Annotated in this window: 20 protein-coding genes and 2 pseudogenes; 9 read left to right on the top strand and 13 right to left on the bottom strand. The window is 72.3% G+C overall.

What is annotated here, in order from left to right; translation table 11 throughout:
- Positions 1-19: 19 nt before the first annotated feature.
- The 6 genes from MUY14_RS05220 to MUY14_RS05245 form a co-directional block, all read right to left on the bottom strand.
- Positions 20-592: a TetR/AcrR family transcriptional regulator gene (locus MUY14_RS05220; protein ID WP_247021350.1), complete on the bottom strand. Its 573-nt coding sequence runs from the start codon at positions 590-592 to the stop codon at positions 20-22.
- A complete protein-coding gene (locus tag MUY14_RS05225) occupies positions 589-2,484 on the bottom strand; it encodes a YhgE/Pip family protein (RefSeq protein ID WP_247021352.1) in 1,896 nt (631 codons plus the stop codon). The genes MUY14_RS05220 and MUY14_RS05225 overlap by 4 nt, the downstream gene beginning before the upstream one ends.
- Positions 2,481-3,164, bottom strand: coding sequence for an ABC transporter ATP-binding protein (locus tag MUY14_RS05230; RefSeq protein WP_247021354.1), 684 nt, complete (start codon positions 3,162-3,164; stop codon positions 2,481-2,483). Before MUY14_RS05230 ends, MUY14_RS05225 begins: the two co-directional genes overlap by 4 nt.
- A 108-nt stretch (positions 3,165-3,272) precedes the next feature.
- Positions 3,273-4,193, bottom strand: a complete 921-nt coding sequence (locus tag MUY14_RS05235) for a GNAT family N-acetyltransferase (RefSeq protein WP_247021355.1) — start codon at positions 4,191-4,193, stop codon at positions 3,273-3,275.
- A 17-nt stretch (positions 4,194-4,210) separates the two neighbouring features.
- Positions 4,211-5,122 (bottom strand): GNAT family N-acetyltransferase, encoded by a 912-nt coding sequence (locus tag MUY14_RS05240; protein WP_247021356.1) that lies wholly within the window; start codon positions 5,120-5,122, stop codon positions 4,211-4,213.
- A complete protein-coding gene (locus tag MUY14_RS05245) occupies positions 5,119-5,970 on the bottom strand; it encodes a class I SAM-dependent methyltransferase (RefSeq protein WP_247021358.1) in 852 nt (283 codons plus the stop codon). The genes MUY14_RS05240 and MUY14_RS05245 overlap by 4 nt, the downstream gene beginning before the upstream one ends.
- 282 nt (positions 5,971-6,252) lie before the next feature.
- Here MUY14_RS05245 and rpsA point away from each other — a divergent pair, with 282 nt between their 5' ends.
- Complete coding sequence (gene rpsA, locus MUY14_RS05250) at positions 6,253-7,752, top strand: 30S ribosomal protein S1 (RefSeq protein ID WP_247021360.1); 1,500 nt, start codon at positions 6,253-6,255, stop codon at positions 7,750-7,752.
- Between the two features lie 95 nt (positions 7,753-7,847).
- Here the strand turns inward: rpsA and MUY14_RS05255 are convergent, their stop codons facing one another.
- A complete protein-coding gene (locus MUY14_RS05255; RefSeq protein WP_247021362.1) occupies positions 7,848-8,477 on the bottom strand; it encodes a TetR/AcrR family transcriptional regulator in 630 nt (209 codons plus the stop codon).
- Between the two features lie 171 nt (positions 8,478-8,648).
- On the opposite strand from MUY14_RS05255, the gene MUY14_RS05260 reads away from it, so the two are divergent.
- Positions 8,649-9,269 (top strand): HD domain-containing protein, encoded by a 621-nt coding sequence (locus MUY14_RS05260; protein WP_247021365.1) that lies wholly within the window; start codon positions 8,649-8,651, stop codon positions 9,267-9,269.
- Positions 9,270-9,273: 4 nt separating this feature from the next.
- Positions 9,274-9,714, top strand: a complete 441-nt coding sequence (locus MUY14_RS05265; protein WP_247021367.1) for an OsmC family protein — start codon at positions 9,274-9,276, stop codon at positions 9,712-9,714.
- A gap of 597 nt (positions 9,715-10,311) precedes the next feature.
- Here MUY14_RS05265 and MUY14_RS05270 read toward each other — a convergent pair.
- Complete coding sequence (locus tag MUY14_RS05270) at positions 10,312-10,557, bottom strand: hypothetical protein (RefSeq protein ID WP_247021369.1); 246 nt, start codon at positions 10,555-10,557, stop codon at positions 10,312-10,314.
- 201 nt (positions 10,558-10,758) lie between these two features.
- Here MUY14_RS05270 and coaE point away from each other — a divergent pair, with 201 nt between their 5' ends.
- The gene (gene coaE, locus MUY14_RS05275; RefSeq protein WP_247021371.1) at positions 10,759-11,943 is read left to right on the top strand and encodes a dephospho-CoA kinase; all 1,185 of its coding nucleotides are present in this window, start codon (positions 10,759-10,761) and stop codon (positions 11,941-11,943) included.
- Here coaE and MUY14_RS05280 read toward each other — a convergent pair.
- A pseudogene (locus tag MUY14_RS05280) lies at positions 11,940-13,200 on the bottom strand (glycosyltransferase family 39 protein). The gene coaE and the pseudogene MUY14_RS05280 sit on opposite strands and share 4 nt — an antisense overlap.
- Here MUY14_RS05280 and MUY14_RS46770 point away from each other — a divergent pair.
- On the top strand, positions 13,148-13,270 hold the full coding sequence (locus tag MUY14_RS46770) for a hypothetical protein (RefSeq protein WP_281506344.1): 123 nt from the start codon (positions 13,148-13,150) through the stop codon (positions 13,268-13,270). The pseudogene MUY14_RS05280 and the gene MUY14_RS46770 sit on opposite strands and share 53 nt — an antisense overlap.
- Before the next feature lie 419 nt (positions 13,271-13,689).
- On the opposite strand, the gene MUY14_RS05285 is transcribed toward MUY14_RS46770, so the two are convergent.
- The gene (locus MUY14_RS05285) at positions 13,690-14,208 is read right to left on the bottom strand and encodes a DUF402 domain-containing protein (protein ID WP_247021373.1); all 519 of its coding nucleotides are present in this window, start codon (positions 14,206-14,208) and stop codon (positions 13,690-13,692) included.
- Between the two features lie 104 nt (positions 14,209-14,312).
- Here MUY14_RS05285 and MUY14_RS47085 point away from each other — a divergent pair.
- From MUY14_RS47085 to MUY14_RS05300, 3 genes and pseudogenes are all read left to right on the top strand, one after another.
- Positions 14,313-15,185: pseudogene (locus tag MUY14_RS47085) on the top strand (DUF5685 family protein); the annotation flags it as partial.
- A 1,211-nt stretch (positions 15,186-16,396) separates the two neighbouring features.
- On the top strand, positions 16,397-18,553 hold the full coding sequence (uvrB, locus tag MUY14_RS05295; RefSeq protein WP_281506259.1) for an excinuclease ABC subunit UvrB: 2,157 nt from the start codon (positions 16,397-16,399) through the stop codon (positions 18,551-18,553).
- Positions 18,554-18,694: 141 nt separating this feature from the next.
- Positions 18,695-19,042, top strand: coding sequence for an MmcQ/YjbR family DNA-binding protein (locus MUY14_RS05300; protein ID WP_247021376.1), 348 nt, complete (start codon positions 18,695-18,697; stop codon positions 19,040-19,042).
- Here MUY14_RS05300 and MUY14_RS05305 read toward each other — a convergent pair.
- Together MUY14_RS05305 and MUY14_RS05310 are read right to left on the bottom strand one after the other, a co-directional pair.
- Complete coding sequence (locus tag MUY14_RS05305; protein ID WP_247021379.1) at positions 19,039-19,425, bottom strand: VOC family protein; 387 nt, start codon at positions 19,423-19,425, stop codon at positions 19,039-19,041. The two genes, MUY14_RS05300 and MUY14_RS05305, sit on opposite strands and share 4 nt — an antisense overlap.
- A gap of 58 nt (positions 19,426-19,483) precedes the next feature.
- Positions 19,484-20,875 carry a S28 family serine protease gene (locus tag MUY14_RS05310; protein ID WP_247021381.1) on the bottom strand — a complete coding sequence of 464 codons (1,392 nt, stop codon included), beginning with the start codon at positions 20,873-20,875 and terminating at the stop codon, positions 19,484-19,486.
- A 280-nt stretch (positions 20,876-21,155) separates the two neighbouring features.
- On the opposite strand from MUY14_RS05310, the gene MUY14_RS05315 reads away from it, so the two are divergent.
- Positions 21,156-21,656, top strand: coding sequence for an SRPBCC family protein (locus MUY14_RS05315; protein ID WP_247021383.1), 501 nt, complete (start codon positions 21,156-21,158; stop codon positions 21,654-21,656).
- Here MUY14_RS05315 and MUY14_RS05320 read toward each other — a convergent pair.
- On the bottom strand, positions 21,653-22,393 hold the full coding sequence (locus MUY14_RS05320) for an enoyl-CoA hydratase/isomerase family protein (RefSeq protein ID WP_247021385.1): 741 nt from the start codon (positions 22,391-22,393) through the stop codon (positions 21,653-21,655). The genes MUY14_RS05315 and MUY14_RS05320 overlap by 4 nt on opposite strands.
- Positions 22,394-22,402 lie beyond the last annotated feature (9 nt).

Consider the following 22,402-nt stretch of genomic DNA (forward strand, 5'->3'; position numbering starts at 1 on the left):
CCCCGCGGGCCAGGCTGAGCTACCGCCGCCCCAAACCCCGGATCAGCACCATCACCGCGTCCCGGACCTCCGCCCGGGTCCGCTGTGGTCCGAACACCTGCCAGTCCAGCGCCACCACCAGCATGGTCCCGAACAGCCCCGCCGCCGCCGTCGGGATTTCCACTCCCTCCGGCAGGCGCCCCGCCGACTCCAACCGGGACAGCTGCTGCTTCACGATCGAGATGATCTCCTCGCGCAGCAGCGAAAGCGTCCCGTGCCACTGGCCCGGCGTCCGCCACAGCTCGCTCACCAGGATCTGCGAAAACCCCGGGTACTGCGCGATGAACTCCAGCGTCGTGTCGACCTGCGCCTCGATCACCGCCAGCGGGTCCGCGTCCGAAACGGCGGAGCGCAACCGGAGAGCGAGCATGTCGACGCCGTACCGCAGGAGCGCGTCGACCAGGCCGTCCTTCGAGCCGAAGTTGTAGTACACCGTCCCCTTCGCGACCCCGGCCGCCGCCGCGATGTCGTCGACCGTCAGGCCGACCAGGCCCCGGCTCTTCGAGAGCTCCAATGTGGCCTCGAAGAGCTTCTGCTTCGTCCCGCCGCTCACAGGCTCAGTTCGGGCTTGAGCGCGGACACCGTCCAAACGCGACGCTTGCGCGCGGCCAGCGTGGACACCAGGATCCCGCCCACCAGGTAGGCCAGCAGCACGCCGATGTCGCCGAGCAGGTTCACCGTCGCGCCGCTGTAGAACAGGTGGCGGAAGCCGTCGATCGCGTAGCCCATCGGGAGCGCCACGTGCAGCGGGTACAGCGCGTCCGGGATCGTCTGCCAGGGGAACGTGCCACCCGCGCTGACCAGCTGCAGCACCAGCAGCACCAGGCCGAGGAACTTGCCGACCGCGCCGAAGAACGCGTTGAGCGCGTGCACGACCGACGTGAACGTCAGCGACACCAGTACCGCGAACCCGATCGCGCCCAGCGGGTGGGCGATGTGGATGCCGACCAGCCACGTCACCGCGCCGAAGAGGACGACCACCTGCGCGATGCCCAGCAGCGCCGAGGACAGCCAGCCGCCCACCGCGACGCGGAACGGGGCCGCGCCCGCCGTCAGGGCCCGCGTCGACAGCGGCCGCAGGATCAGGAACAGCACGAACGCGCCGATCCACGTGGCCAGCGAGATGAAGAACGGGGCCAGCCCCGCGCCGTACGTCCCCGCCGACGCCTCGCCGTTGGCGTTCACCGCCACCGGGTCCGCGATCGTGTTGGCCGTCGCGTTGCGGGTCGGGTCGTCCGGGTTCGGGATCTGCTGGAGGCCCGCGGCCAGCCCGTCGCGCAGCTTGACCGCGCCGTCCGCGAGCTGGTTCGTGCCGTTGACAGCGGTCTTCTCGCCGTCGTTGAGCTGCGAAGCACCGTCCTTCAGCTTGTTCGCGCCGTCGGACGCCTCCGCGACGCCGCTCGCCAGCTGCGGGGACGCCGCGGCGAGCTGGGCCGCGCCGTCGGACACCCGGCGGGCGCCGTCGGCGAGCTTCGCGAGGTCGCCGTTGGCCTGCTGGATCTTGCCGTTGGCCTGGTCGACGGGGGAGCGCAGCTGGTCGGCCTTGGCCAGGATCGCCTGCACCTGCGCCTCCGGCACGCCGGCGTCGCGCAGGTCGGTCTGGAGCTGGCTGCGGTAGGAGTCGAGCTTGCCCTGGATGTCGGACGACGCCGTCGCGGCGATCGAAGCCGCGTCGGCGACCTTCTGGTCCCCGGTGGCCACCTGCGAAGCGCCGTCGGCGAGCTGCTGCGTCTTCGAAGGCAGGGAAGCGGTGCCGCTCTTGATGGTGCCCAGGCCGGTCGCCAGCTTCGACGAGCCGTCCGCGAGCTGGGCCGCGCCGTCGGCCAGCTTCTGCTGCCCCGACTTGAGCTGGGTCGCGCCGTCGGCGAGCTGGGCCGCGCCGGTCGACGCCTCCTGGATCTTGGCGTAGATGGTGGAGAAGCCGACCAGGAACCGGTCCGCCGCCTCGCTGCCGACCTTCTCCGCGATCGTCTTGCGCACCTGCTCGGCGACCTGCTTCGCGATGGTGCCGGACAGGTAGTTGTTGGCGTCGTTGGTGGTCAGCGTGATCGTCGCCTGCTGCGGCTGGAAGTTGCCGACCGACAGCAGCGCGGCGGAGAAGCCGCTCGGGATGCCGATGGCGAACGAGTACTTGTCGTCGCGGACGCCGTCGCGCGCTTCCTGCTCGGACACCTCGTGCCACTGGAAGGTGCCGGACTTGACCAGCTCGTCGGTCACCTCGCGGCCGACGTTGCGCTGCTGCCCGCTCGCATCCTTCGCGCCGCTGTCGCTGGTGAAGACCGCGGCGGGCAGCTTGTCGAGCCGGCCGTACGGGTCGTAGTTCGCGTAGAGGTAGAAAGACGCGTAGAGCAGCGGTACCAGCACGAGCGCGACCAGCGCGAGCTTCGGCATCGTGCCGGTGGACAGGCGGCGCAGCTCGTTGCGCGCGATGCGGAAGGCGTTCATTCGGAGACCTCGTCAGTGCTCTCGGGGAGCTCTTCGGTGGGGGCGGGGGCGTGGTGCTGCGGCTCCGGCTGCTCGGCGGCGCCGAGGCGCGCGGGCGGGAAGGGGAGCGCGGACAGCGGGGTGGTCGCGGTCAGCACGACGACGGCGAGACCGCGCCCGGCCAGCTCGCGCGCGAGCCCGGCCCAGCTGCCGACGTCGCTGGTGTGCCGGTCCGGGGTGTCGAGGACGAGCACGCGCACGCCCTTGCGCTCCGCGGCCAGCTCGGTCAGCAGCCGGGTGCGCAGGGTGGGCGCGAGGTTCTCGAACCGCGTGCCCGCGAACGGCGCGGCGTCGTGCTCGCCGAGCCACCGGGCGACGTCCTCCTTGCCCGCCGGGCGGTGCGCCAGCGCGAGCTCCTCGCCGGCGACCACGCGCAGGGGCAGGGCGTCGTCGGGTTCGCTGACGTCCGGCGCGTCGACGACCGCGACGAGCTCGGTCAGGCCCGCGTCGACGCCCTCGGCGTGCACCGTGCCGGTGGTCGGCTTGAGCCGCCCGGCCAGCGCCAGGCCGAACGCCGTGACGCCGACGCCGGGTTCGCCGTGCACGATCGCCAGGTCGCCTTCGCCGAATGTCAGCGAGGTGGGCGGTAACAAGGTGCCGTGGTGCCCTTCGAGGGACACGCGATCGGCTCGGACCTGCACGATTTCTCCCGCTTCGCGAACTTTTGAACTGACCGGTCAGTTCAAAAACGTAGTCCTGGCGGGAGGTCGGAGCAAGATCACCGGACGCACGTCACACGAGCGAGTGATTCACCGGAGCGCCGACGCGGGGCGCACTTCCCAGCTCGTCCACAGCGGACGATAGCCCTGCCGGTGCCAGAACACCGAGGCCAGCGGGTTGGTCGGGTTGTAGTAGAGGTACGTGCGGGTGGCGCCGCCGCGGTGGAGCTCCCGGTGCACGTGGGCCATCAGCGCCCGGCCGAAGCCGCTCCCGCGCTCGCCCGGCGCGGTCACGACGTTGTTCACGTACCCCCAGCGGCCCGTCGGGAGCAGCTCGCCCGCCTCGCTCCCCGGCGTCGAATCCACCCACGCGCAGTGCGCGAGCGCCCGGATCCCGCCGTTCTCTTCGGCCAGCCAGACGGGCGGTTCGTCCTCGTCGAGCGCGGCTCGCAGGCCCGGTCCCAGCAGGTCCGCGGTGTTGGCCCGGCGGGGCGCGGCGACGAGGCCGGTGTAGTCGAAGGTCGCCTCGGCCAGCGCCACCGCGGCGGCGTGGTCGGCCGGCCCGGCGCGGCGGACGGTGACCGCCGGGTCCGCGGCACCCGGGGGAGCGGTCCGCACCGCGACCGCGGACAGCGGGACCAGGCCGTGGTCGAGGAAGGCGCGGATCGCCTCGGCGTCCCGGCTCGGCCAGAGGACGACGCACGCCGAGTCGTCGCCGGTCGCCTCCGCGTCCAGCCGGCCCCGCAGCGCGCGCAGCAGCACGTCGACGCCCTCGGTGCCGGTGTCGCCGAAGTAGGGGAAGAGCTGCCAGGTGTCGGCGGCCGACCACAGCATCGGGACGTCGCCGGGGCCGAACCGCTGCCGCTGGAGGACGCCGGTCACCTGGGTGCCGGCCGCGGTGGCCGCGTCCAGCCGCTCGCCCTCGGCAGGCGGTGCGGCGGGCGGGAGCAGCGCGTCGACCGCCGCGAACCGCGCCTGGTGGGCCGCGAGCAGCGGCTCGGCGATGTCCATGGGGTTCCCCCTCGCGATCAGGACCAGGCGGGGCGCCGGATCCACATGGTCCACAGTGGACGATAGCCCTGCCGGTGCCAGAACACCGGGGACAGCGGGTTCGGCGGGTGGTAGAAGAGGAACGTCCCGAGCGCGTCCGGCCGGAGCAGCTCCCGGTGCGCCACCGCCATCAGCGCCCGGCCCACCCCGCCGCCGCGCGCCGCGGGCGCGACCGACAGCGTGTCGACGTACCCCCAGCGCCCCGGCCGCAGCCGCCCGTGGATGCTGTCGCCCGGCGCCGGGGCGGCCAGCGCGCACGCGGCCAGCCCGGCCGGCACGCCGTCGTCCTCCGCGAGCCACACCAGGCCGCTGAAGCGCAGCGCGCGGACGACTTCCGCGCGCAGCAGCGGCCGCGCGCCCGGCCGCTGCACGGCGGTGCCGACCAGCGACGTGTACCGCCACTCGGCCAGCCGCAGGTCGGTCAGAGCTTCGACGTCGCCGTCCCCGGCGCGGCGGACGGTGACCCGCGCCGGCCCGGGTTCCGCCGGCGGGTCCGGCGGCCGCACCGCCAGGCACGTCGACGGCGCGAAGCCGTGGGCCAGCAGGACCGCCGACGCCTCCGTGTCGCGGCTCGGCCAGGCCACCGTGCAGCCCGAGTCCGCGCTCGGGCTCGTCCCGCGCAGCCGCTCGCGCCACGCGTCGAGCAGCGCGGCCAGTCCCGCCGCGCCGCTGTCGCCCGGCACCGGGGTCAGGTCCCAGATCTCCGACGGGCCCCACAGCGTCGGCCACGAGCCCGCCGGGTGCACGTGGTGGGCGAGCAGGCCGCCCGCTTTGCGGCCGCCGGTGTCCACCAGCAGCGGCTCGCTCACCGCGGGCGGGGCGGCGATCGGCGGCAGCAGCGGGTCGAGCGCGGCGAACCGCGCGTTCTGCTGCTCCTCCAGGGAGCTCACGAGCGGCGCGTGCGGAAGATCGCCGTGCCGGGGAAGAGCTTCCCGCGCAGGGGGCTCCACTGGCCCCACTCCCGCGTGTGCCCGGCCGGCCACTCGGGCTCGACCAGGTCGGTCAGCGCGAACCCGGCCGCGGCCAGCGCCCGGACGTAGTCGCCGAGGGTGTGGTGGTACTCGACGTAGGTGGCGGTGCCCTCGTCGTCGACCTCGACGTACGGGGTCCGGTCGAAGTAGGGCTGGGTGGCGGTGAGCCCCAGCGGGCCCGGGTCGTCCGGGAAGATCCACCGCATCGGGTGAGTCACCGAGAACACCCACGGCGCGCCGGGCCGCAGCACCCGGTGCACCTCGGCGAAGACCGCGTCGACCGAAGCGACGAAGGGGATCGCGCCGAAGGCCGAGCAGGCCGCGTCGAAGCTGCCGGTCGCCAGCGGCAGGTACTCGGCGTTGGCCTGCACGAGCGGGACGGCGAGGCCGGTGCGCTCGTTGCCTTCGCGGGCGTGGCGCAGCATGCCGGCGGAGAGGTCGGTCGCCACGGCGTGCGCGCCCTGCTCGGTCAGCCAGCGCGAGCACGCGGCCTGCCCGCAGCCGACCTCCAGCACGCGCTTGCCGCGGACGTCGCCGAGCAGCCGGGCCTCCGCCTCCCGCACGCCCTCCGGGCACCAGACGAAGTCGGCGTCGCCGAGGAAGCCGCCGTGCTCGGCCTGGTAGTCGTCGGCGTCGGCGTCCCACCAGGCGAGGTTGGCCGCCGCGGCCTCCGGCCCGCCGACCTCGCGGTAGGCGACGGCGGCGGTGCCCAGGTGGTGCTCGGCCGCGTCGTGGCGCCCCGGCGCGGGCGGCTCCTCCGGTGGCATGATGGTGGTCTCCGGTCCCTGGGGGTTTGCTTCCGCGAGGACCTTAGCGAGCGGCGGGGACCCTGATTGTGCCGCCCGGCGACCGCCGCGTAGGATAAGTGTTAGCGCAGTGGGTTCGCGCTGCCTTCCGCTCAGCTTCTGGTTGGGACTCGGGTCGCGCACCGTATGCGGGTCATGCCGCGGTCGTTCACTGGTGGACGTTTGCTCGCAGGGTCGTCGCATGCACCCATTCGCGCCGACAACTGCCAACCCTCGATTCCATCCACCGGAGCAACCCGCCTAATGACCACCGACACCGCCACCGCCCCGACCGCCCCCACCGGGGCCCCGCAGGTCGCCATCAACGACATCGGGTCGGAGGAAGATTTCCTCGCGGCTATCGACAAGACGATCAAGTACTTCAACGATGGCGACATCGTCGAAGGCACGATCGTCAAGGTCGACCGCGACGAGGTCCTGCTCGACATCGGCTACAAGACCGAGGGTGTCATCCCCTCGCGTGAGCTCTCCATCAAGCACGATGTCGACCCGGCTGAGGTTGTCACCGTCGGCGATGAGGTCGAAGCCCTGGTCCTCCAGAAGGAGGACAAGGAAGGCCGTCTGATCCTGTCCAAGAAGCGCGCGCAGTACGAGCGCGCCTGGGGCACGATCGAGGAGCTCAAGGAGAAGGACGAGCCCGTCAAGGGCACCGTCATCGAGGTCGTCAAGGGCGGCCTCATCCTGGACATCGGCCTGCGCGGCTTCCTCCCCGCGTCCCTGGTCGAAATGCGCCGCGTCCGCGACCTGCAGCCGTACGTCGGCCGCGAGCTCGAGGCGAAGATCATCGAGCTGGACAAGAACCGCAACAACGTGGTCCTGTCCCGCCGCGCCTACCTCGAGCAGACCCAGTCCGAGGTGCGCAGCGAGTTCCTCAACGCGCTCGCCAAGGGCCAGGTCCGCAAGGGCGTCGTGTCGTCCATCGTCAACTTCGGTGCCTTCGTGGACCTGGGTGGCGTCGACGGCCTGGTGCACGTTTCCGAGCTGTCCTGGAAGCACATCGACCACCCGTCCGAGGTCGTCGAGGTCGGCCAGGAGGTCACGGTCGAGGTCCTGGACGTCGACATGGACCGCGAGCGCGTCTCGCTGTCGCTGAAGGCGACCCAGGAAGACCCGTGGCGCCAGTTCGCCCGCACCCACGCGATCGGCCAGATCGTGCCGGGCAAGGTCACCAAGCTGGTTCCGTTCGGTGCGTTCGTGCGCGTCGAAGAGGGCATCGAGGGCCTGGTCCACATCTCCGAGCTGGCCGAGCGCCACGTGGAGATCCCGGAGCAGGTCGTCCAGGTCAACGGCGACGTCATGGTCAAGGTCATCGACATCGACCTCGAGCGCCGTCGCATCTCGCTGTCGCTGAAGCAGGCGAACGAGGGTGTCACGCCGGACACCGAGTTCGACCCGACCCAGTACGGCATGGCCGCCGAGTACGACGCCGAGGGCAACTACATCTACCCCGAAGGCTTCGACCCGGACACCCAGGAGTGGCAGGAAGGCTTCGACAAGCAGCGTGAGGAGTGGGAGCGCCAGTACGCCGAGGCGCACACTCGTTACGAGGCCCACATGAAGCAGGTCGTCAAGGCCGTCGAGGCCGACGCCGAGGCCGCCGCGGACGCCGCGACCGGCATCGAGGGTGGCGCGGAAAGCTACACCTCGGGTTCGGCTCCGGCCGACACGAAGAGCAGCGGTGGCACCCTCGCCTCCGACGAGCAGCTCGCGGCGCTCCGCGAGAAGCTCTCCGGCGGTGCGTGAGCACTAGCTCTCCGAGCTGAACGACGGAACCCCCGGTCCACTTCGGACCGGGGGTTCCGTCGTTTCCGGCGCCTGGGTTTCAGCGGCGCAGCGGTTCAGCGCAGGCCGAGGCCGCGCATCATCGCGGAGACGCCCTGGCGGTACACCGCTTCGTTGGCCTCTTCGGTCGGCGGGATGAACCAGTCCGTCAGCGGGGTCCGCGAAGCCAGCATCAGTTCCGAGCCCACGAGCCCGTGCATCGCGGTCCACAGCTGGTACGCGGCGGCCTGGGCGTCCGTTCCCGGCGGGGAGACCCGCTGGACGCGCTCGATGAACATCCGGAACGTCGTCCGCAGCACGGCCGAGCGCAGCGCCGGGTCCGGGTCGAAGCCGGGGACCGGGCGCTCGAACATCAGCGCGTAGCGGGCCGGGCTCTCTCGGGCGAAGTGCCGGTACTCGAGCGCCAGGTGCAGCAGGTCCGCCAGACCGTCCGAGCTCGACGGCGGCAGAGTTTCGAGCATCTCCCGCAGCGAGTCGAAAGTGCGCTCGTACAGGGCGTCGAGCAGACCCGAGCGGCCGCCGAAGCGGGCGTACACGGAGATCGTCGACGCGCCGGCGGCCTCGGCGACCCCGCGCACGGTCAGGCTCGGAACACCCCGGTTCACCAGCACCGAGAGCGCCGCGTCGAGAAAGCGCTCTCGGCTGCCCTGGTCGGCCGGGCGCATCGGCAAGTGCCTGGTGGCCATCGGCGCACCCCCTTCACGGCAGCCCGGCGCGGACGGCGTCCGGGCGGCCCACCCGCAGCAGAAGATACGATATCCGGCGCGTCTTGGGAATGCGTCCGATGTCCGGAATTGCGGTATTCCCGTCCGCTGGACGCAGGTCCGAGCACCGCGCGGGCAGGCATCGTCGGTGTCATGACCCTTGAAGTCCCTGACACCGCCCTCGCCCGCGAAGCAGCCGAGTACGTCCGCGACACCGCCGGCCCGCTGCTGTACGACCACTCGGCCCGCGTCTACCTCTTCGGCGCCCTGCAAGGCCGACGGCGCGGCCTCGAGTTCGACGACGAGCTGCTCTACGTCGCCGCGCTGTTCCACGACCTCGGCCTCGTCGACGGCCACCGCACCGACCGCCGCTTCGAGCTCGACGGCGCCGACGAGGCCCGCCGCTTCCTGCTCACCCACGGCGCCGACCCCGACCGCGCGCGGATCGCGTGGACGGCCATCGCCCTGCACACCACCCCGGGCATCCCGGAGCACATGGAACCCGAGATCGCCCTGGTGACGGCGGGCGTCGAGTACGACGTCCTCGGCATCGGCTACCACGACCTGCCCGCCGCGGACCGGGCCGCCATCGTGGCGGCGCACCCACGCCCGGACTTCAAGCGGCGCATCCTCGTGGCGTTCACCGAAGGCATCCGCGACCGGCCCGACACGACCTTCGGCAACGTCAAAGCCGATGTTCTCGCCCGCTTCGTGCCAGGCTTCGTCCGGCAGGACTTCGTGACCACGATCGAAGAATCACCCTGGGAGGACTGACCCGATGCCCGACCCCGGCACGGTAGTCGTCACCGCAACCGGCGACGGCACGTACACACAGCAGATCACCACGGCCACCCACACCCTGCTGGCCGACGAACCGATCGCGGCCGGCGGCGCCGACGCGGGCCCGAACCCGTACGAGCTGCTGCTGGCGTCCCTGGGTTCGTGCACGGCGATCACGCTGCGGATGTACGCCGACCGCAAGGGCATCCCCCTGACCCGAGCGACGATCCGCCTCCGCCACGACCGCATCCACGCCCGCGATTGCGAAGACTGCGAGACGGAGATCGGGTTGCTCAGCCGGATCACGCGCGAGATCGAGCTGGAGGGTGAGCTCGACGACGAGCAGCGCGCGAAGCTGATGGTGATCGCGGACAAGTGCCCGGTGCACCGCACGCTGTCGTCGGAGATCGTGATCGAGACGCAGGAAACCGCCCACTGACCGCGCACGTCCAGGCACGCGGACGGTTTCGCCGGTGGTCGTGCGTGGGCGGGGAGCGGCGCGGGTGGTTGCGGTGGCTGCGCGCGGGTTGGCCGGCGAGGTCGGTGGCTGGACGTGGGGTCGGCGGGGACGGTTTCGCCGGTGGCCGTGCGCGGGCGGGGAGCGGCGCCGGTGGTCGCGGTGGCTGCGCGCGGGCCGGCCGGCGAGGTCGGCGGCTGCACGTGGGGTCGGGCGGCGGGGACGGTTTCGCCGGTGGTCGTGCGTGGGCGGGGAGCGGCGCGGGTGGTTGCGGTGGTTGCGTGCGGGCCGGCCGGCGAGGTCGGCGGCTGCACGGGGGTTCGGGCAGCACGGACAATTCGCCGGTGGCCGCGTGGATCAGGCGGCGCAGGCCGCTGTGGTGGCGGCATGCCGGATCCGGGCGATGCGAGCGGACGCGTGCCGATCGGGCGGTCATGGCGGCCGCGTGCGGCGGGGGTGGTCGCGGCGGCCGTGCGTGGGTCCGTGGTGCGGATGGGTGCGCGTGGGTCGGGCGGCGCGGCCATCGGCTGCGCGCGGGTCGGGCGGCGCGGACGGTTTCGTCGGCGGGTGCTCGCGAGGTCAGGCGGCGCGGACGGTCGCCGTAGCCGCGCGTGGCACGACGGCGGGGACCCAGATGCGCTCGAGGGCGGCGGCGCGGGCCTTGCGGCGGAGGCCGGCGAAGCTGTGCTTGGCCGGGATCATCAGGGCGCTCAGCCAGGTGCGCCGGTAGTCGGCCAGGGCGTCGGCGACCGGGTGGTGGCGAACGCAGTGCACCAGCCCCGGCGTGCCGAGCCGGTGCTTCCCGACGTGCTTGCTGTTCGCCATCGTTCCTCCGCGTGGGCGCCCCTTGTCGCGCGGACGGTACGCACCGGTGCCGGGCGGGGTGGGTAAGCAACACGGCGTGTCCGGATATCGGTTGAGTCACGCGTCACGATCGGCTTGCGGATCGTCCGTCCGTCCGGACGGGCTCCGCCGCTCGGCCGGGCACCCTGCTTGAGCAGGCCGGGCTTGGCTAGGGTGATCGGCATGTTGCGTGTGGGGTTGACGGGTGGGATCGGGGCCGGCAAGTCGACCGTGGCGAACCGGCTCGCCGAGCACGGGGCCGTTCTCGTGGACTCGGACCGGATCGCTCGCGAGGTCGTCGAGCCCGGGACCGGGGGGCTGGCGCGGCTGGTCGAGGAGTTCGGGACCGAAATCCTCGCCGCCGACGGGTCGCTCGACCGGCCCGTGCTGGCCGCGAAGGCGTTTGCCGACGACGAGTCGCGGCGGCGGCTGAACGCGATCGTGCACCCCCTCGTCGGCGCGCGCACCGGCGAACTGATGGCGGCCGCGCGGCCGGACTCGATCATCGTCCACGACATCCCGCTGCTCGTCGAAAACGGTCTCGCGACGGCGTACCACCTGGTCGTCGTGGTCGACGCGCCGGTCGAGGTGCGGGTGCGGCGGCTCGTCTCGGCACGCGGGATGCCCGAGGACGACGCCCGGGCGCGGATCCGCGCGCAGGCGAGCACCGAGCAGCGCCGCGCCGTCGCCGACGTCTGGCTCGACAACGGTGGCGCCGAAGACGCCGTGCTCGCCGAGGTCGACGCGCTGTGGGCGGACCGGCTGGTGCCGTTCGAGGCCAACGTGCGCCTGCGCCGCCCGCGGCCGCCGATGTCGCCCAAGATCGCCGAGTACGACCTGACCTGGCCGGCGCAGGCCGAGCGCGTGCTCGCCCGCGTCCGCGCCGCGGCGGGGGAACTCGCCCGCCGCGCCGACCACATCGGCTCGACCGCCGTCCCCGGCCTGCCCGCCAAGGACATCCTCGACCTGCAGCTGAACGTGGCCACCCTCGACGACGCGGACACGCTCCTGGAGCTGCTCTCCGACGCCGGGTTTCCCCGGCTGACCGGCGACTGGTGCGACGACGCCCAGGACGGCACCGGGACGTGGCCCAAGCGCCTGCACGTCGGCGCGGACCCGAAGCGGCCGGTGAACCTGCACGTCCGGTCCACCGAGACCCCCGCGTGGCGGCTCGCGCTGCTCTTCCGCGACTTCCTGCGCGCGAACCCGGACGAGCGCGACGACTACCGCGACGTGAAGCTCCGCCTGGCCGCGGCGCATGCCTCGGACGGCACGGTCGAGGCCTACGCCGACGAGAAGCAGGAGTGGGTCAACGGCGTGTTCGCCCGCGCCGAGAAGTGGGCGGCGACCACCGGCTGGACGCCCTAAGCGCGCATGTCCTTGAGCTGCGGCCAGATCTCGGCCCAGCTCGCGGTCCGGCCGGTGAGCAGCCAGACCGGCATGTGCTCGCTCGCGTTGCGCACGCCGAGGCGGTTGCCGGCCTGCCCGACGATCCGCGCGTCGCCGAAGTGCTTCGCGATCTTCGACGGGTCGTAGCCGACGAAGAGCACGTTGCCCGCGTTGTCGTCCGGACGGCCGAAGTACCAGAAGCCCCGGCTCGGGCTGTACGCCTCGGGCAGGCCCTGCTCGGGCCCGTACCGCCCGAGCGCGCCCGCCTGCCAGTAGCCACCGGTGACGACGGCCGTGCCCGGCGGCGCTGTCCGGTACAGCGCGGCGACGTCGTGGGCCAGGTCCGGCCAGCCGATCTCCTCGGCGGCGTACGCGGGCCGCGGCGCGCCCGGGTGGTCGACGAGCCAGTGCGCCGGCCACAGCGGCAGCGTGAACGGCAGGCTGAACAGGGCGGACAGCACGAACACCGGCCAGGTCGGCACCCACCGCCACCACCGCGACGGCGGCCGTGCCTCGAGGTGGACGGCGGCGGCCGCCCACAGCACGCCGAACGTCCCGGCCGCGTAGTAGTACCGCCCGTTCGCGACCAGGAACACCGCGACGACGCCCAGCGCCGTCCAGCCCAGGAACCGGTAGGGCCGCAGCTCCCGGCTCCCGACCAGCACGATGACGCCGTAGAGCACGCCCAGCGCGCCGATCACCCAGCCGGCGCCGGCCAGCAGGTTCGGGAGGAAGGTCTCGCGGCCGCCCGCGGCGTCGACCTCCGCGCCGACCGCGTCGCCCATGCCGAGCTGCGGCCAGCCGTTCGCGCGCTGCCACAGCAGGGTCGGCACCAGCGAGACGGCGGCGATCAGCGCCCCCAGCCAGAGCTTCGGGCGGCGCAGCAGCTCGCGCGGCCCGAACACGAGCACCGCCAGCCCCGCCACCAGCCAGAACGCGCCGATGAGCAGCTTGCCGTTGAGCGCCACCGCCGTGACCACGCCGAGCCGGACGAGCAGCGCGTCGTTCCGGGTGCGGACCCAGCGGACCAGCAGCCACAGCACGAGCGTCCACAGCAGCGGGTCGATCGTCGACGTCGCCAGGTAGTGCCCCGCTGCCGACGAACTGGCCGCAGATCGCGTACGCCGCCGCGGCGCGGGCCTGCGCCTTGCGCTGCCCGCCGAGCTCGCGCGCGGTCAGCGCGGTGACGACGACCCCGGCGGCGGTCGCCAGGATCGCCGGGATGCGGAACACCACCAGTGAACCCGGCGCCAGTGTGTTCATCACCCAGGCCAGGGCGGGCACGAGCGGCGGCTGGTCGGCGTAGCCCCAGGCCAGGTGCTTCGCGGCGGCGAGGAAGTACAGCTCGTCCCCGAAGTAGCCGTAGCGGCCGGCGGTGAGCAGCAGGGCCGTCGCCGTCCCCGCCGCGAGCAGGAGCACCGGGAGCCGGGCGAACGGCGCGAGCTCGGCTTTCGCCTGGTCGGGGGCCGTGGCTACGGCGTCCATCGTGCTCCTGTTCCTCGCGGGCGCCCGGTCTCCCGCACCCTACGTGCGCCGGCCGCGCATCACCGCGCAGGCGCCGCCGCCAGGGACGCGGCTCACAGCCGGACGCCCGCTCCTCGCCGATGACCACCACGTCGCTGCCCCCTTCCGGCCCGGTGCCGATGGATCAAGGGTCGCGCGGCGGGGCGGACCGGCGCGTCATCACAACGGTCGGGATCGCGTCATCACTTCGGAGGAGGCGGGCTACGGATGCCGTCGCCAGGTCAGCGAGACGTCCTTTGTGGACAGCCAGGCCGAGAGGTCGTAGCCGTGCGCGGCGAGTCCTTCCACCGCCGCGTAGGTCGTCGTCAGGGCGTACTCGGCGTCTTCGGCGGTGACCAGGCCGGCCGCGTGGGCCTCGAGGAGCTCGTCGGAATCGATCACCCGCAGCGACAGCTTGTCCTTCAGCACGATGTCGACGTAGAGGTCGGTGGCGACCCAGCGCGGGCCGTCGCGGCGGACGCGGACGACGTCGAGGTAGAAGTCCTGGTCGCGTTCGTGGCCGGGGGAGAACCAGAAGTCGGTGAAGCGGAGGCCGAGCCCGGGCACCAGCCACGACTCGAGGTAGTGGAACTGCGCGCGGCCCGGCGCCGGGCGCGCGAGGTACAGGCCGAACGGCTCCTCGCGGTACTCGTCGACCTCCCGGCGGATGCCCTTCGGGTCGATGTTCTCGCGCGCGGCGGGGTCGAAGACCTCGACCTTCGGGGGGTGCAGTGCGGCCATGCGGTCATCCTGCCGGGCCGGTCACGAATCGCGCACTCCCGCCCCGCGTGCCACACGTTCGGGCTAAGGTGCGCCGACCGTCCGGAATCGAGGGGGAACTGAGGATGTTCGGGATCATCAGGCCGTGCCGCCACCGGCTGTCCGCCGGCCTGCACGCGGACTGGATGGCGCACCTGTGCGGTCTGTGTCTCACGCTGCGTGACGAACACGGCCAGTTGGCCCGGGTCGTCACCAACTACGACGGGCTGATCATCTCGGCGCTCGTCGAGGCCCAGACCCCGCAGGCGGACCGCCGCCGGGAAGCGGGCCCGTGCCCCCTGCGCGGCATGCGGACGGCTTCAGTGGCCCGCGGCGAAGGCGCCCAGCTCGCGGCGGCGGTGTCCCTGGTCTTGGCGGCGGCGAAGATCGGCGACCACGTCGAGGACCGCGACGGTGCGTTCGGCAGGCGTCCGGTGGCGTTCGCGGCCCGCCGGGTCGCGGCTCGCTGGGCGGACCAGGGTGGACGGACGGGTGGCCGGGTCGGCTTCGACACTTCGGTGCTGACGGAGGCGGTCGAGCGTCAGGGTTCGATCGAACGGTCTCTCGGGGCCGGCGATTCGCCCCTTCTCGCGACGGAGCCGGCCGAGCTGGCGACGTCGGCGGCGTTCGCCAGGACGGCTGAACTGGCCGGCCGTCCGGGCAACGCGGCCCCGCTGGCGGAGGCGGGGCGGTTGTTCGGGCGAGTGGCGCACCTGCTGGACGCGGTGGAGGACCACGCGACCGATGCGGCGGTGGGGGCGTGGAACCCGTTGCTGGCAACGGGAACCGGGGTGGCTGAGGCGCGGCGGTTGTGCGATGACGCGGTGGTGGGTGTCGAACTGGCGCTGCGGGAGGTGGAGTTCGCCGAGCCGGGGCTAGTGCACGCTTTGCTGGTCCATGAGCTGAGGCAGGCGGTCCGGCGGGCTTTCGGTCATGGTGCCGGACATGGGCACGGCAGCGGTCATGCCGGGACGCCGGAGCGGCTCGGGTCCGGGGCGGGCTCGGCCGACGGGTGGCTGCTTGCCGGGGAGCCGGGCTCGGCCGAGGGGTGGCGGGGCGCCTGGGGGCCTGGTTCGGCTGAAGGGGCGCAGGTCGCTCGGGAGCCGGGTTCGGCCGAGGGGCGGCCGGTCGCTTGGGAGCTGGGCTCGGCCGAGGGGTGGCCGGTCGCTTGGGAGCCGGATTCGGCCGGGCAGCAGCCGCCGCCCGGGTGGATCGGGCCGGGGCCCACTCCGCAGCAGCATCCGTACCAGCAGCCGCCGGCCGGTCCCGCTCCGCACCAGGCTCCGCCGGGGTGGGGCGGTTCTCCGCGGCCGCAAGGGTTTCCGCCGCCGGGGCCGGTGCCTCCACCGGGTGCTCCCGGTGGCCGCGGGCCGGGTGGTCCAGGAGGCCCTGGCGGTGGTGGTCCGGGTGGGCCTGGCGGTCCCGGTGGCCGCGGCCCAGGAGGTCCCGGTGGGCCTGGAGGCCCGGGTGGACCCGGAGGCCCTGGAGGCCCGGGTGGACCCGGAGGCCCTGGGGGACCGGGTGGTCCTGGTGGACCGGGCGGGCCCGGCGGACCGGACGGCCCCGGCAACCCCGAATCCCTCAACGGCAAGGGCGGCGGCCTCTGGTACCCGAAGTTCGCCGTCCCCCCGAAGAAGCGCAACTTCTTCGTCGGCTGCGCCCTCACGCCCTACATGTGCTGCACCTGCCAATTCTGCTGCCGCGATCCCTTCCCCGGCCCGTGGAGCGGAAAACCGCACACGAGCGGCGGGTGCGACTGTGGCGGTTGTGACGGGTGTTGCGACTGTTGCTCTTGCTGCGACTGCAGCTGAGAGCTTTCGGCGAACTGGCCTCCGGGCCGCCGCTGAGCGTGCACCTGCGTACGGGGCCGGCGGAGGTGTGCGAAGTCGTCGTCCGGACCGCCGGGTCCGCGCGCCGTTTCCGCCGCTGACCAGCTGAACCGCCTCTTCGAAGGGCACGGCCTGTCGATCCCGCCGCCGCGCTCCCTTCGAGAGGTGGTCCTCGCGCACCGGTCGGGCCCGACCGCGTCCTCGTCTCCTGCTTCGGCGACGACCCGGCGCGATCCCGCACAGCGCCGTCACGGGCGGCGAAGTCACCTCCGTGACGGTGTTCCGACCCTCCTGACCAGGGCCGACGGAAATTGTCGGTGGTGCGTCGTACTCTGGTCGACGTGGCTTTCGCAACCGAACACCCCGTGCTCGCCCAGTCCGACTTCCGGCCCGTCTCGGAGATCCCGCGGACCGGCGGCCGGTTCGAGGTGATCAGTGACTACCAGCCCGCCGGTGACCAGCCGGCGGCCATCGACGAGCTCGAACGGCGGGTCAACGCCGGCGAGAAGGACGTCGTGCTCCTGGGTGCCACCGGCACCGGCAAGTCGGCGACGACGGCGTGGCTGATCGAGCGCGTCCAGCGGCCGACGCTGGTCATGGCGCCGAACAAGACCCTCGCCGCCCAGCTGGCGAACGAGCTGCGCGAACTGTTCCCGAACAACGCGGTCGAATACTTCGTCAGCTACTACGACTACTACCAGCCCGAGGCGTACATCGCGCAGACGGACACCTACATCGAAAAAGACTCCTCGATCAACGACGACGTCGAGCGGCTGCGGCACTCGGCGACGATGAACCTGCTGTCGCGGCGGGACGTCATCGTGGTCGCGAGTGTCTCCTGCATCTACGGCCTCGGCACGCCGCAGTCGTACCTCGACCGGTCGTCGAAGCTCGCGATCGGCATGCAGCTGGACCGGGACGTCTTCCTCCGGGCGCTGGTCGACGTCCAGTACACGCGCAACGACATCGCGTTCGCGCGCGGCACGTTCCGCGCCCGGGGCGACACGGTCGAGATCATCCCGGCCTACGAAGAGCTGGCGATCCGCGTCGAGTTCTTCGGCGACGAGGTCGAGAAGCTCTACTACCTGCACCCGCTGACCGGCGACATCGTCAAGGAGGTCGACGAGGTCCGCATCTTCCCGGCCACGCACTACGTCGCCGGGCCGGAGCGGATGGAGAAGGCGATCGCGGGCATCGAGAAGGAGCTCGAGGAGCGCCTCGCGGACCTGGAACGCCAGGGCAAGCTGCTGGAAGCGCAGCGGCTGCGGATGCGCACGACCTACGACATCGAGATGATGCGCCAGGTCGGCTTCTGCTCCGGCATCGAGAACTACTCGCGCCACATCGACGGCCGCGGGGCCGGCACCGCGCCGGCGACGCTGATCGACTACTTCCCGGACGACTTCCTGCTGGTGATCGACGAGTCGCACCAGACGGTCCCGCAGATCGGCGGCATGTACGAAGGCGACATGTCCCGGAAGCGGAACCTGGTCGAGTACGGCTTCCGCCTGCCGAGCGCGGTCGACAACCGGCCGCTGACCTGGGAGGAGTTCTCCGACCGGATCGGGCAGACGGTGTACCTGTCGGCGACGCCGGGGCCGTACGAGATGGGGCAGGCGGGCGGCGAGTTCGTCGAGCAGGTGATCCGGCCGACCGGCCTGGTCGACCCGAAGGTGGTCGTGAAGCCGACCGAGGGCCAGATCGACGACCTGGTGCACGAGATCCGCGAGCGGGCGGAGAAGGACGAGCGCGTCCTGGTCACCACGCTGACGAAGAAGATGTCCGAGGACCTCACCGACTACCTGCTGGAGCTGGGCATCCGGGTGCGCTACCTGCACTCGGAGGTCGACACGCTGCGCCGCGTCGAGCTGCTGCGGCAGCTGCGGGCGGGCGACTTCGACGTGCTGGTCGGCATCAACCTGCTGCGCGAGGGTCTCGACCTGCCCGAGGTGTCGCTGGTGGCGATCCTCGACGCGGACAAGGAAGGCTTCCTCCGGAGCGGGACGTCGCTGATCCAGACGATCGGCCGTGCGGCGCGAAACGTCTCGGGTGAAGTCCACATGTACGCGGACAAGATCACCGACTCGATGCAGCACGCGATCGAGGAGACCGACCGCCGCCGGGCGAAGCAGGTCGCCTACAACGAGGAGCGGGGCGTCGACCCGCAACCGCTGCGGAAGAAGATCGCGGACATCCTCGACCGCGTGTACAGCGAGGCCGAAGACAGCGAACAGGTCTCGGTGGGCGGCTCGGGCCGCAACTCCTCGCGCGGCAAGAAGCCGGAGCAGGGCGACCGGGTGCGCAGCTCGGGGATGCTGGTCGACAAGAACGTTTCGGCCATGCCGCGCGCCCAGCTCGCCGACCTGATCCAGCAGATGACGGACCAGATGATGCAGGCGGCCCGCGACCTCCAGTTCGAACTGGCGGCCCGGTTGCGCGACGAGATCTCCGACCTGAAGAAGGAGCTGAGGGGCATGGACGCGGCGGGCATCAAGTAGCCGCGTCGGCCTGAGGGGGCACCTGGCGATGAACATCAAGGAGGCGGAGCGGCGGGCGGCGGAGGTCGCCCACCGGCGCTCGGCCCGGTCGGCGTTCGTGCGGTTCTCGCAGACCGGCCTCGAACGGGTGAGGCGGGAACCGTGAACATCGAAGCCGTCGTCGCGTACTGCCTCGCCAAGGCCGGCGCGCAGGAGTCCTACCCCTTCGGCGATCACGTGCTCGTCGCCAAGGTCGGCGGCAAGGGCTTCGCGTTCATCGGGCAGGACGAACCCGGCAGCGTCGCCGTGAAATGCGGTGCCACCCAGGAAGAAGCGGCCGAGATCCGCGCCCGCCACCCGGGCGCGGTGACCGTGATGGACTACCTCGGCCGCTACGGCTGGAACCGCGTCGAACTCGGCGCCGGGGTGCCGGACGCCGAGCTCGAGGAGCTGATCGACACGTCCTACGACTCCGTCGTCGCGCGGTTGCCGAAGGCGAAACGCCCTTAGGGCGCCGGGGCGTTCTCGTCCGGCTGCAGCAGGCCGAAGACGTTGCCCTCGGTGTCCTTGCAGTAGGCCAGCCACCCGACCCCGGGAACCGGGTTCTTCGGCAGGGCCAGCGACCCGCCGGCGTCGTTGACGTCCCCGAGCACGGCATCGAGGTCGGTCACGGCGATGGTGTTCACGAACCCGTGAACCGGCGCGGACGCCTCGGGTGCGGGACCTTGACGCGGGAGGAGCCCGCCGTCGATGCCGTTGCCCTCGCCGGTCGAGATCACCCAGTACGGGGCGTCGCCCCAGCGCTCGAACTTCCAGCCGAACACGCTGGTGTAGAACGCCACCGCGCGCTCGGGGTCACCCGCGTGGATTTCGAAGTGGACGGGACGAGGCATGCCGCCTCCTCGGGCCGGGCCGTCAGGTGCCGTGAGACTACGCCCGGCCCGGCGAATGTCACAGCGGTGGCCGCTCCGTCAGGGTGAGGTCCGCGTCGAACGTCGGGAAGCCCGCCGGGGCGCTGCGTGCCGTCAACGCCGACGTCGGCGGCAGGCCCGCCCAGCGGCGGATCGTCGCCGTCGCCTGCGCCGCCTCGGCCGGGGGCAGCTGGGCGATCTTCGAGCCGTGGTTGCCGCCCTGGACGTAGTAGCGGTACGAGTCCCGGCTGCCCCGGCCCAGCTCGAACGGCTCCGCGCCCCACGGGTCGTTCGAGCCGTACACGAACAGCAGGCGCGAGCCGTGGGTCTTCACCCAGAAGTCGATGTCCGGCATGGCCAGGTAGTCGAAGCGCGGCAGGCGGATCGACGCCGGGACGAACGTCTTCGGCTGGTCGGCGCCCGGGTAGCGGAGCAGGTCGCGCAGGTAGCTGTCGTACGCCTCGGGGGAGCCGAGCTGGACCGCGGCCTGGTAGTAGTACGGGATGTAGGGCGCCAGGTCCTGGTCGGAGTACGTGTTGAGGCTTTCCACCTTCTCGTACCAGGCGTAGACGTCCGCCGCGGGGGCGCCGGCCGCCGGGATCGTCGCGCAGTCCGCCTGGGTCTGGTACTGCCAGAAGGCGAAGTACGAGTCGATCACCGAGATCTCGAGGGACTTGTCGGCCGAGCCGACGATCGAGAACGTCAACCCGCGCTGCGCCGCGTCCGCCGCGGCGATCGCCCCCAGCTCGTCACGTCGCTTCAGCGCGTCGCGCTGGATCGCCTTCAACGCGTCGCGGCAGCCCGGGTCGTTGCCGGCGCGCGAGAGGAACCGGTTGTAGACGTCGATCGGGTCGATGACGTCGTTGGGTGCGACGTAGGGGACCGTGCCGTCGACGTCGTCGGGGAAGAAGCGCCGGAAGTACGTCGCGGTCATGCCGCCTTTGCTGCCGCCGGTCGCCAGCCACTTGCCCGGGTAGATCGCCTTGAACGCCTGGACCGCGCGGTGCTCGTCGGCGGCGGCCTGCCAGACCGTCAGCTGCTTCGCCCAGTTCTCCGGCTCCGGCCGCGAAGGCGTGAAGTAGCGGTACTCCATCGACAGCTGGTTGCCGTCGACGATCTGCGTCGGCTCGGACCGGTTGGCGGAGCCGCTGACGTTGTAGCCGCTCGTGAAGGCGACCGTCGGGGCGGCGAAGTCGCGGTGCAGCAGGGTGAACCGCTGCTGGAACGTGCCCGCGCCCGGGTGGCGGTGGTCGGCGGGCTGCGTGTACGTCAGCTTGAAGAACCGGAAGCCGGCCGGGGCCGGGTCCTCCGAAGTGATCGTCAGGCCGGGGATCTTCTGCAGCTCGGCCTTGATGTCGGGGGCGGCCGCGGCCGCCGGGGCCAGGCCCGCCGTCGCCAGCAGGACCGCCGCGGCGGTGAACAGTCTGCGCATCGAGCACCCTCCTGGCACGCCGGACCCTCCGAGACAGCCGGGGCTCCGCTACCCGGACCCCCGAAAGACCCTCCGTGGGACCCTCACAGAACCGGTGGAGGTCGGCAATCGGCTGTCCGGGCGCAGATTCGGTCAGGACCCGACTTTCGGCGGGTGCGGCCGACGCCGGGTCGGCGTCCTCGGCCGTGCGCAGCCGCGGGCACCGTGCGAGTTGTCGGCGTGATCGGCGCCACGTTACCGTCCGAAGCCGTAGGCACCGGCATCGAGCGAGGGGTCCGCCATGAAGGTTTCCGACTGCCCTACGACACAGGTCGAAGTCCGCATCGAAGCGTCGCCGGACGAGGTCTGGTCCTGGCTGCTGGACGTCGACCTGCCGGCCCGCTTCTCCACCGAGTTCCAGGGCGGTGGCTGGGTCGACGGCTTCGAGCCCGGCCTCGGCGCGCGGTTCCGCGGCCGCAACTCCCACCCGGTCGCCGGGGAGTGGGAGACGGTCTCGACGGTGACCGGTTACGAGCCGGGGCGGCTGTTCGCGTGGGCCGTCATGGACGTGACCAACCCCGCCGCGTCGTGGAAGTTCGAGCTCGTCCCGGACGGCGGCGGCACGCTCCTGCGTCAGTGGGCCCAGATCGGCCCCGGCCCGTCCAACCTGACGACCATCATCGGCTCGATGCCCGAGCACGAGGAAGAGATCGTCGCCATGCGGCTGGGCGAGTTGCAGGCCAACATGCAGAAGACCGTCGAAGGCATCAAGGCCCTGGCCGAAACCGGCGTACGCGCCTAACGCAGCACCCGGTCCACATAGGACTTGACGGCGGCGAGCGCGGCCGGCGACTGCCACAGCCGTTCGACCTCGGGGTCGTCGGAGTGGCGGTACTCGGCGATGCGCTCGTGGAAGGGCTGCCGGATCTGGGCCTTGGTGTGCGCGAACGCCCCGGCCGGCAGCTCACCGAGCCGGCTCGCGACGGCCAGCGCCCGCTCGAGCACCTCGTCCGGCGGCGCCAGCTCGTCGACCAGGCCGGCGGCCAGCGCGTCCTCGCCGCCGCGGGTTTCGCCCGAGTAGGCGAGCGAGGGCAACGGCGCCGTGCCGTAGGCGCAGCGCAGGATTTCCAGCGCGGCCAGCGGGAACGGCACCCCGACCAGCAGCTCGGTCACGCCGACCGTGCCGGAGCCGAGCACGCGGTGGTCGCACGCGGCGGCGAGCACCGCACCGCCGGCGACGGCGTGCCCGTTGAGCGCGGCCACGACCGGACGCGGGCAGCCGAACACCGCCAGCAGCGCGTCCGACAGCAGCGGCAGGAACTGCGCCACGTACGACGCGCCGCCGTCGTCGATGCGCTTGAGGTCGACGCCCGCGGAAAAGACGCGCCCGGTGCCGGTGAGCACGACCGCGCGGGCTTGTTCGACCTCCTCCAGCCGCAGCACGAGGTCGCGGCACGAGTCCGTGTCGAGGGTGTTGCCGCCGCCGTGGTCGATCCGCAGCACGGCGATGTCGTGGTGGCTCTCCAGCTTGATCGGCACGCGCCCGAC

Origin of the sequence: Amycolatopsis sp. FBCC-B4732 (genome assembly GCF_023008405.1) — a bacterium.
GTDB lineage: Bacteria > Actinomycetota > Actinomycetes > Mycobacteriales > Pseudonocardiaceae > Amycolatopsis > Amycolatopsis pretoriensis_A.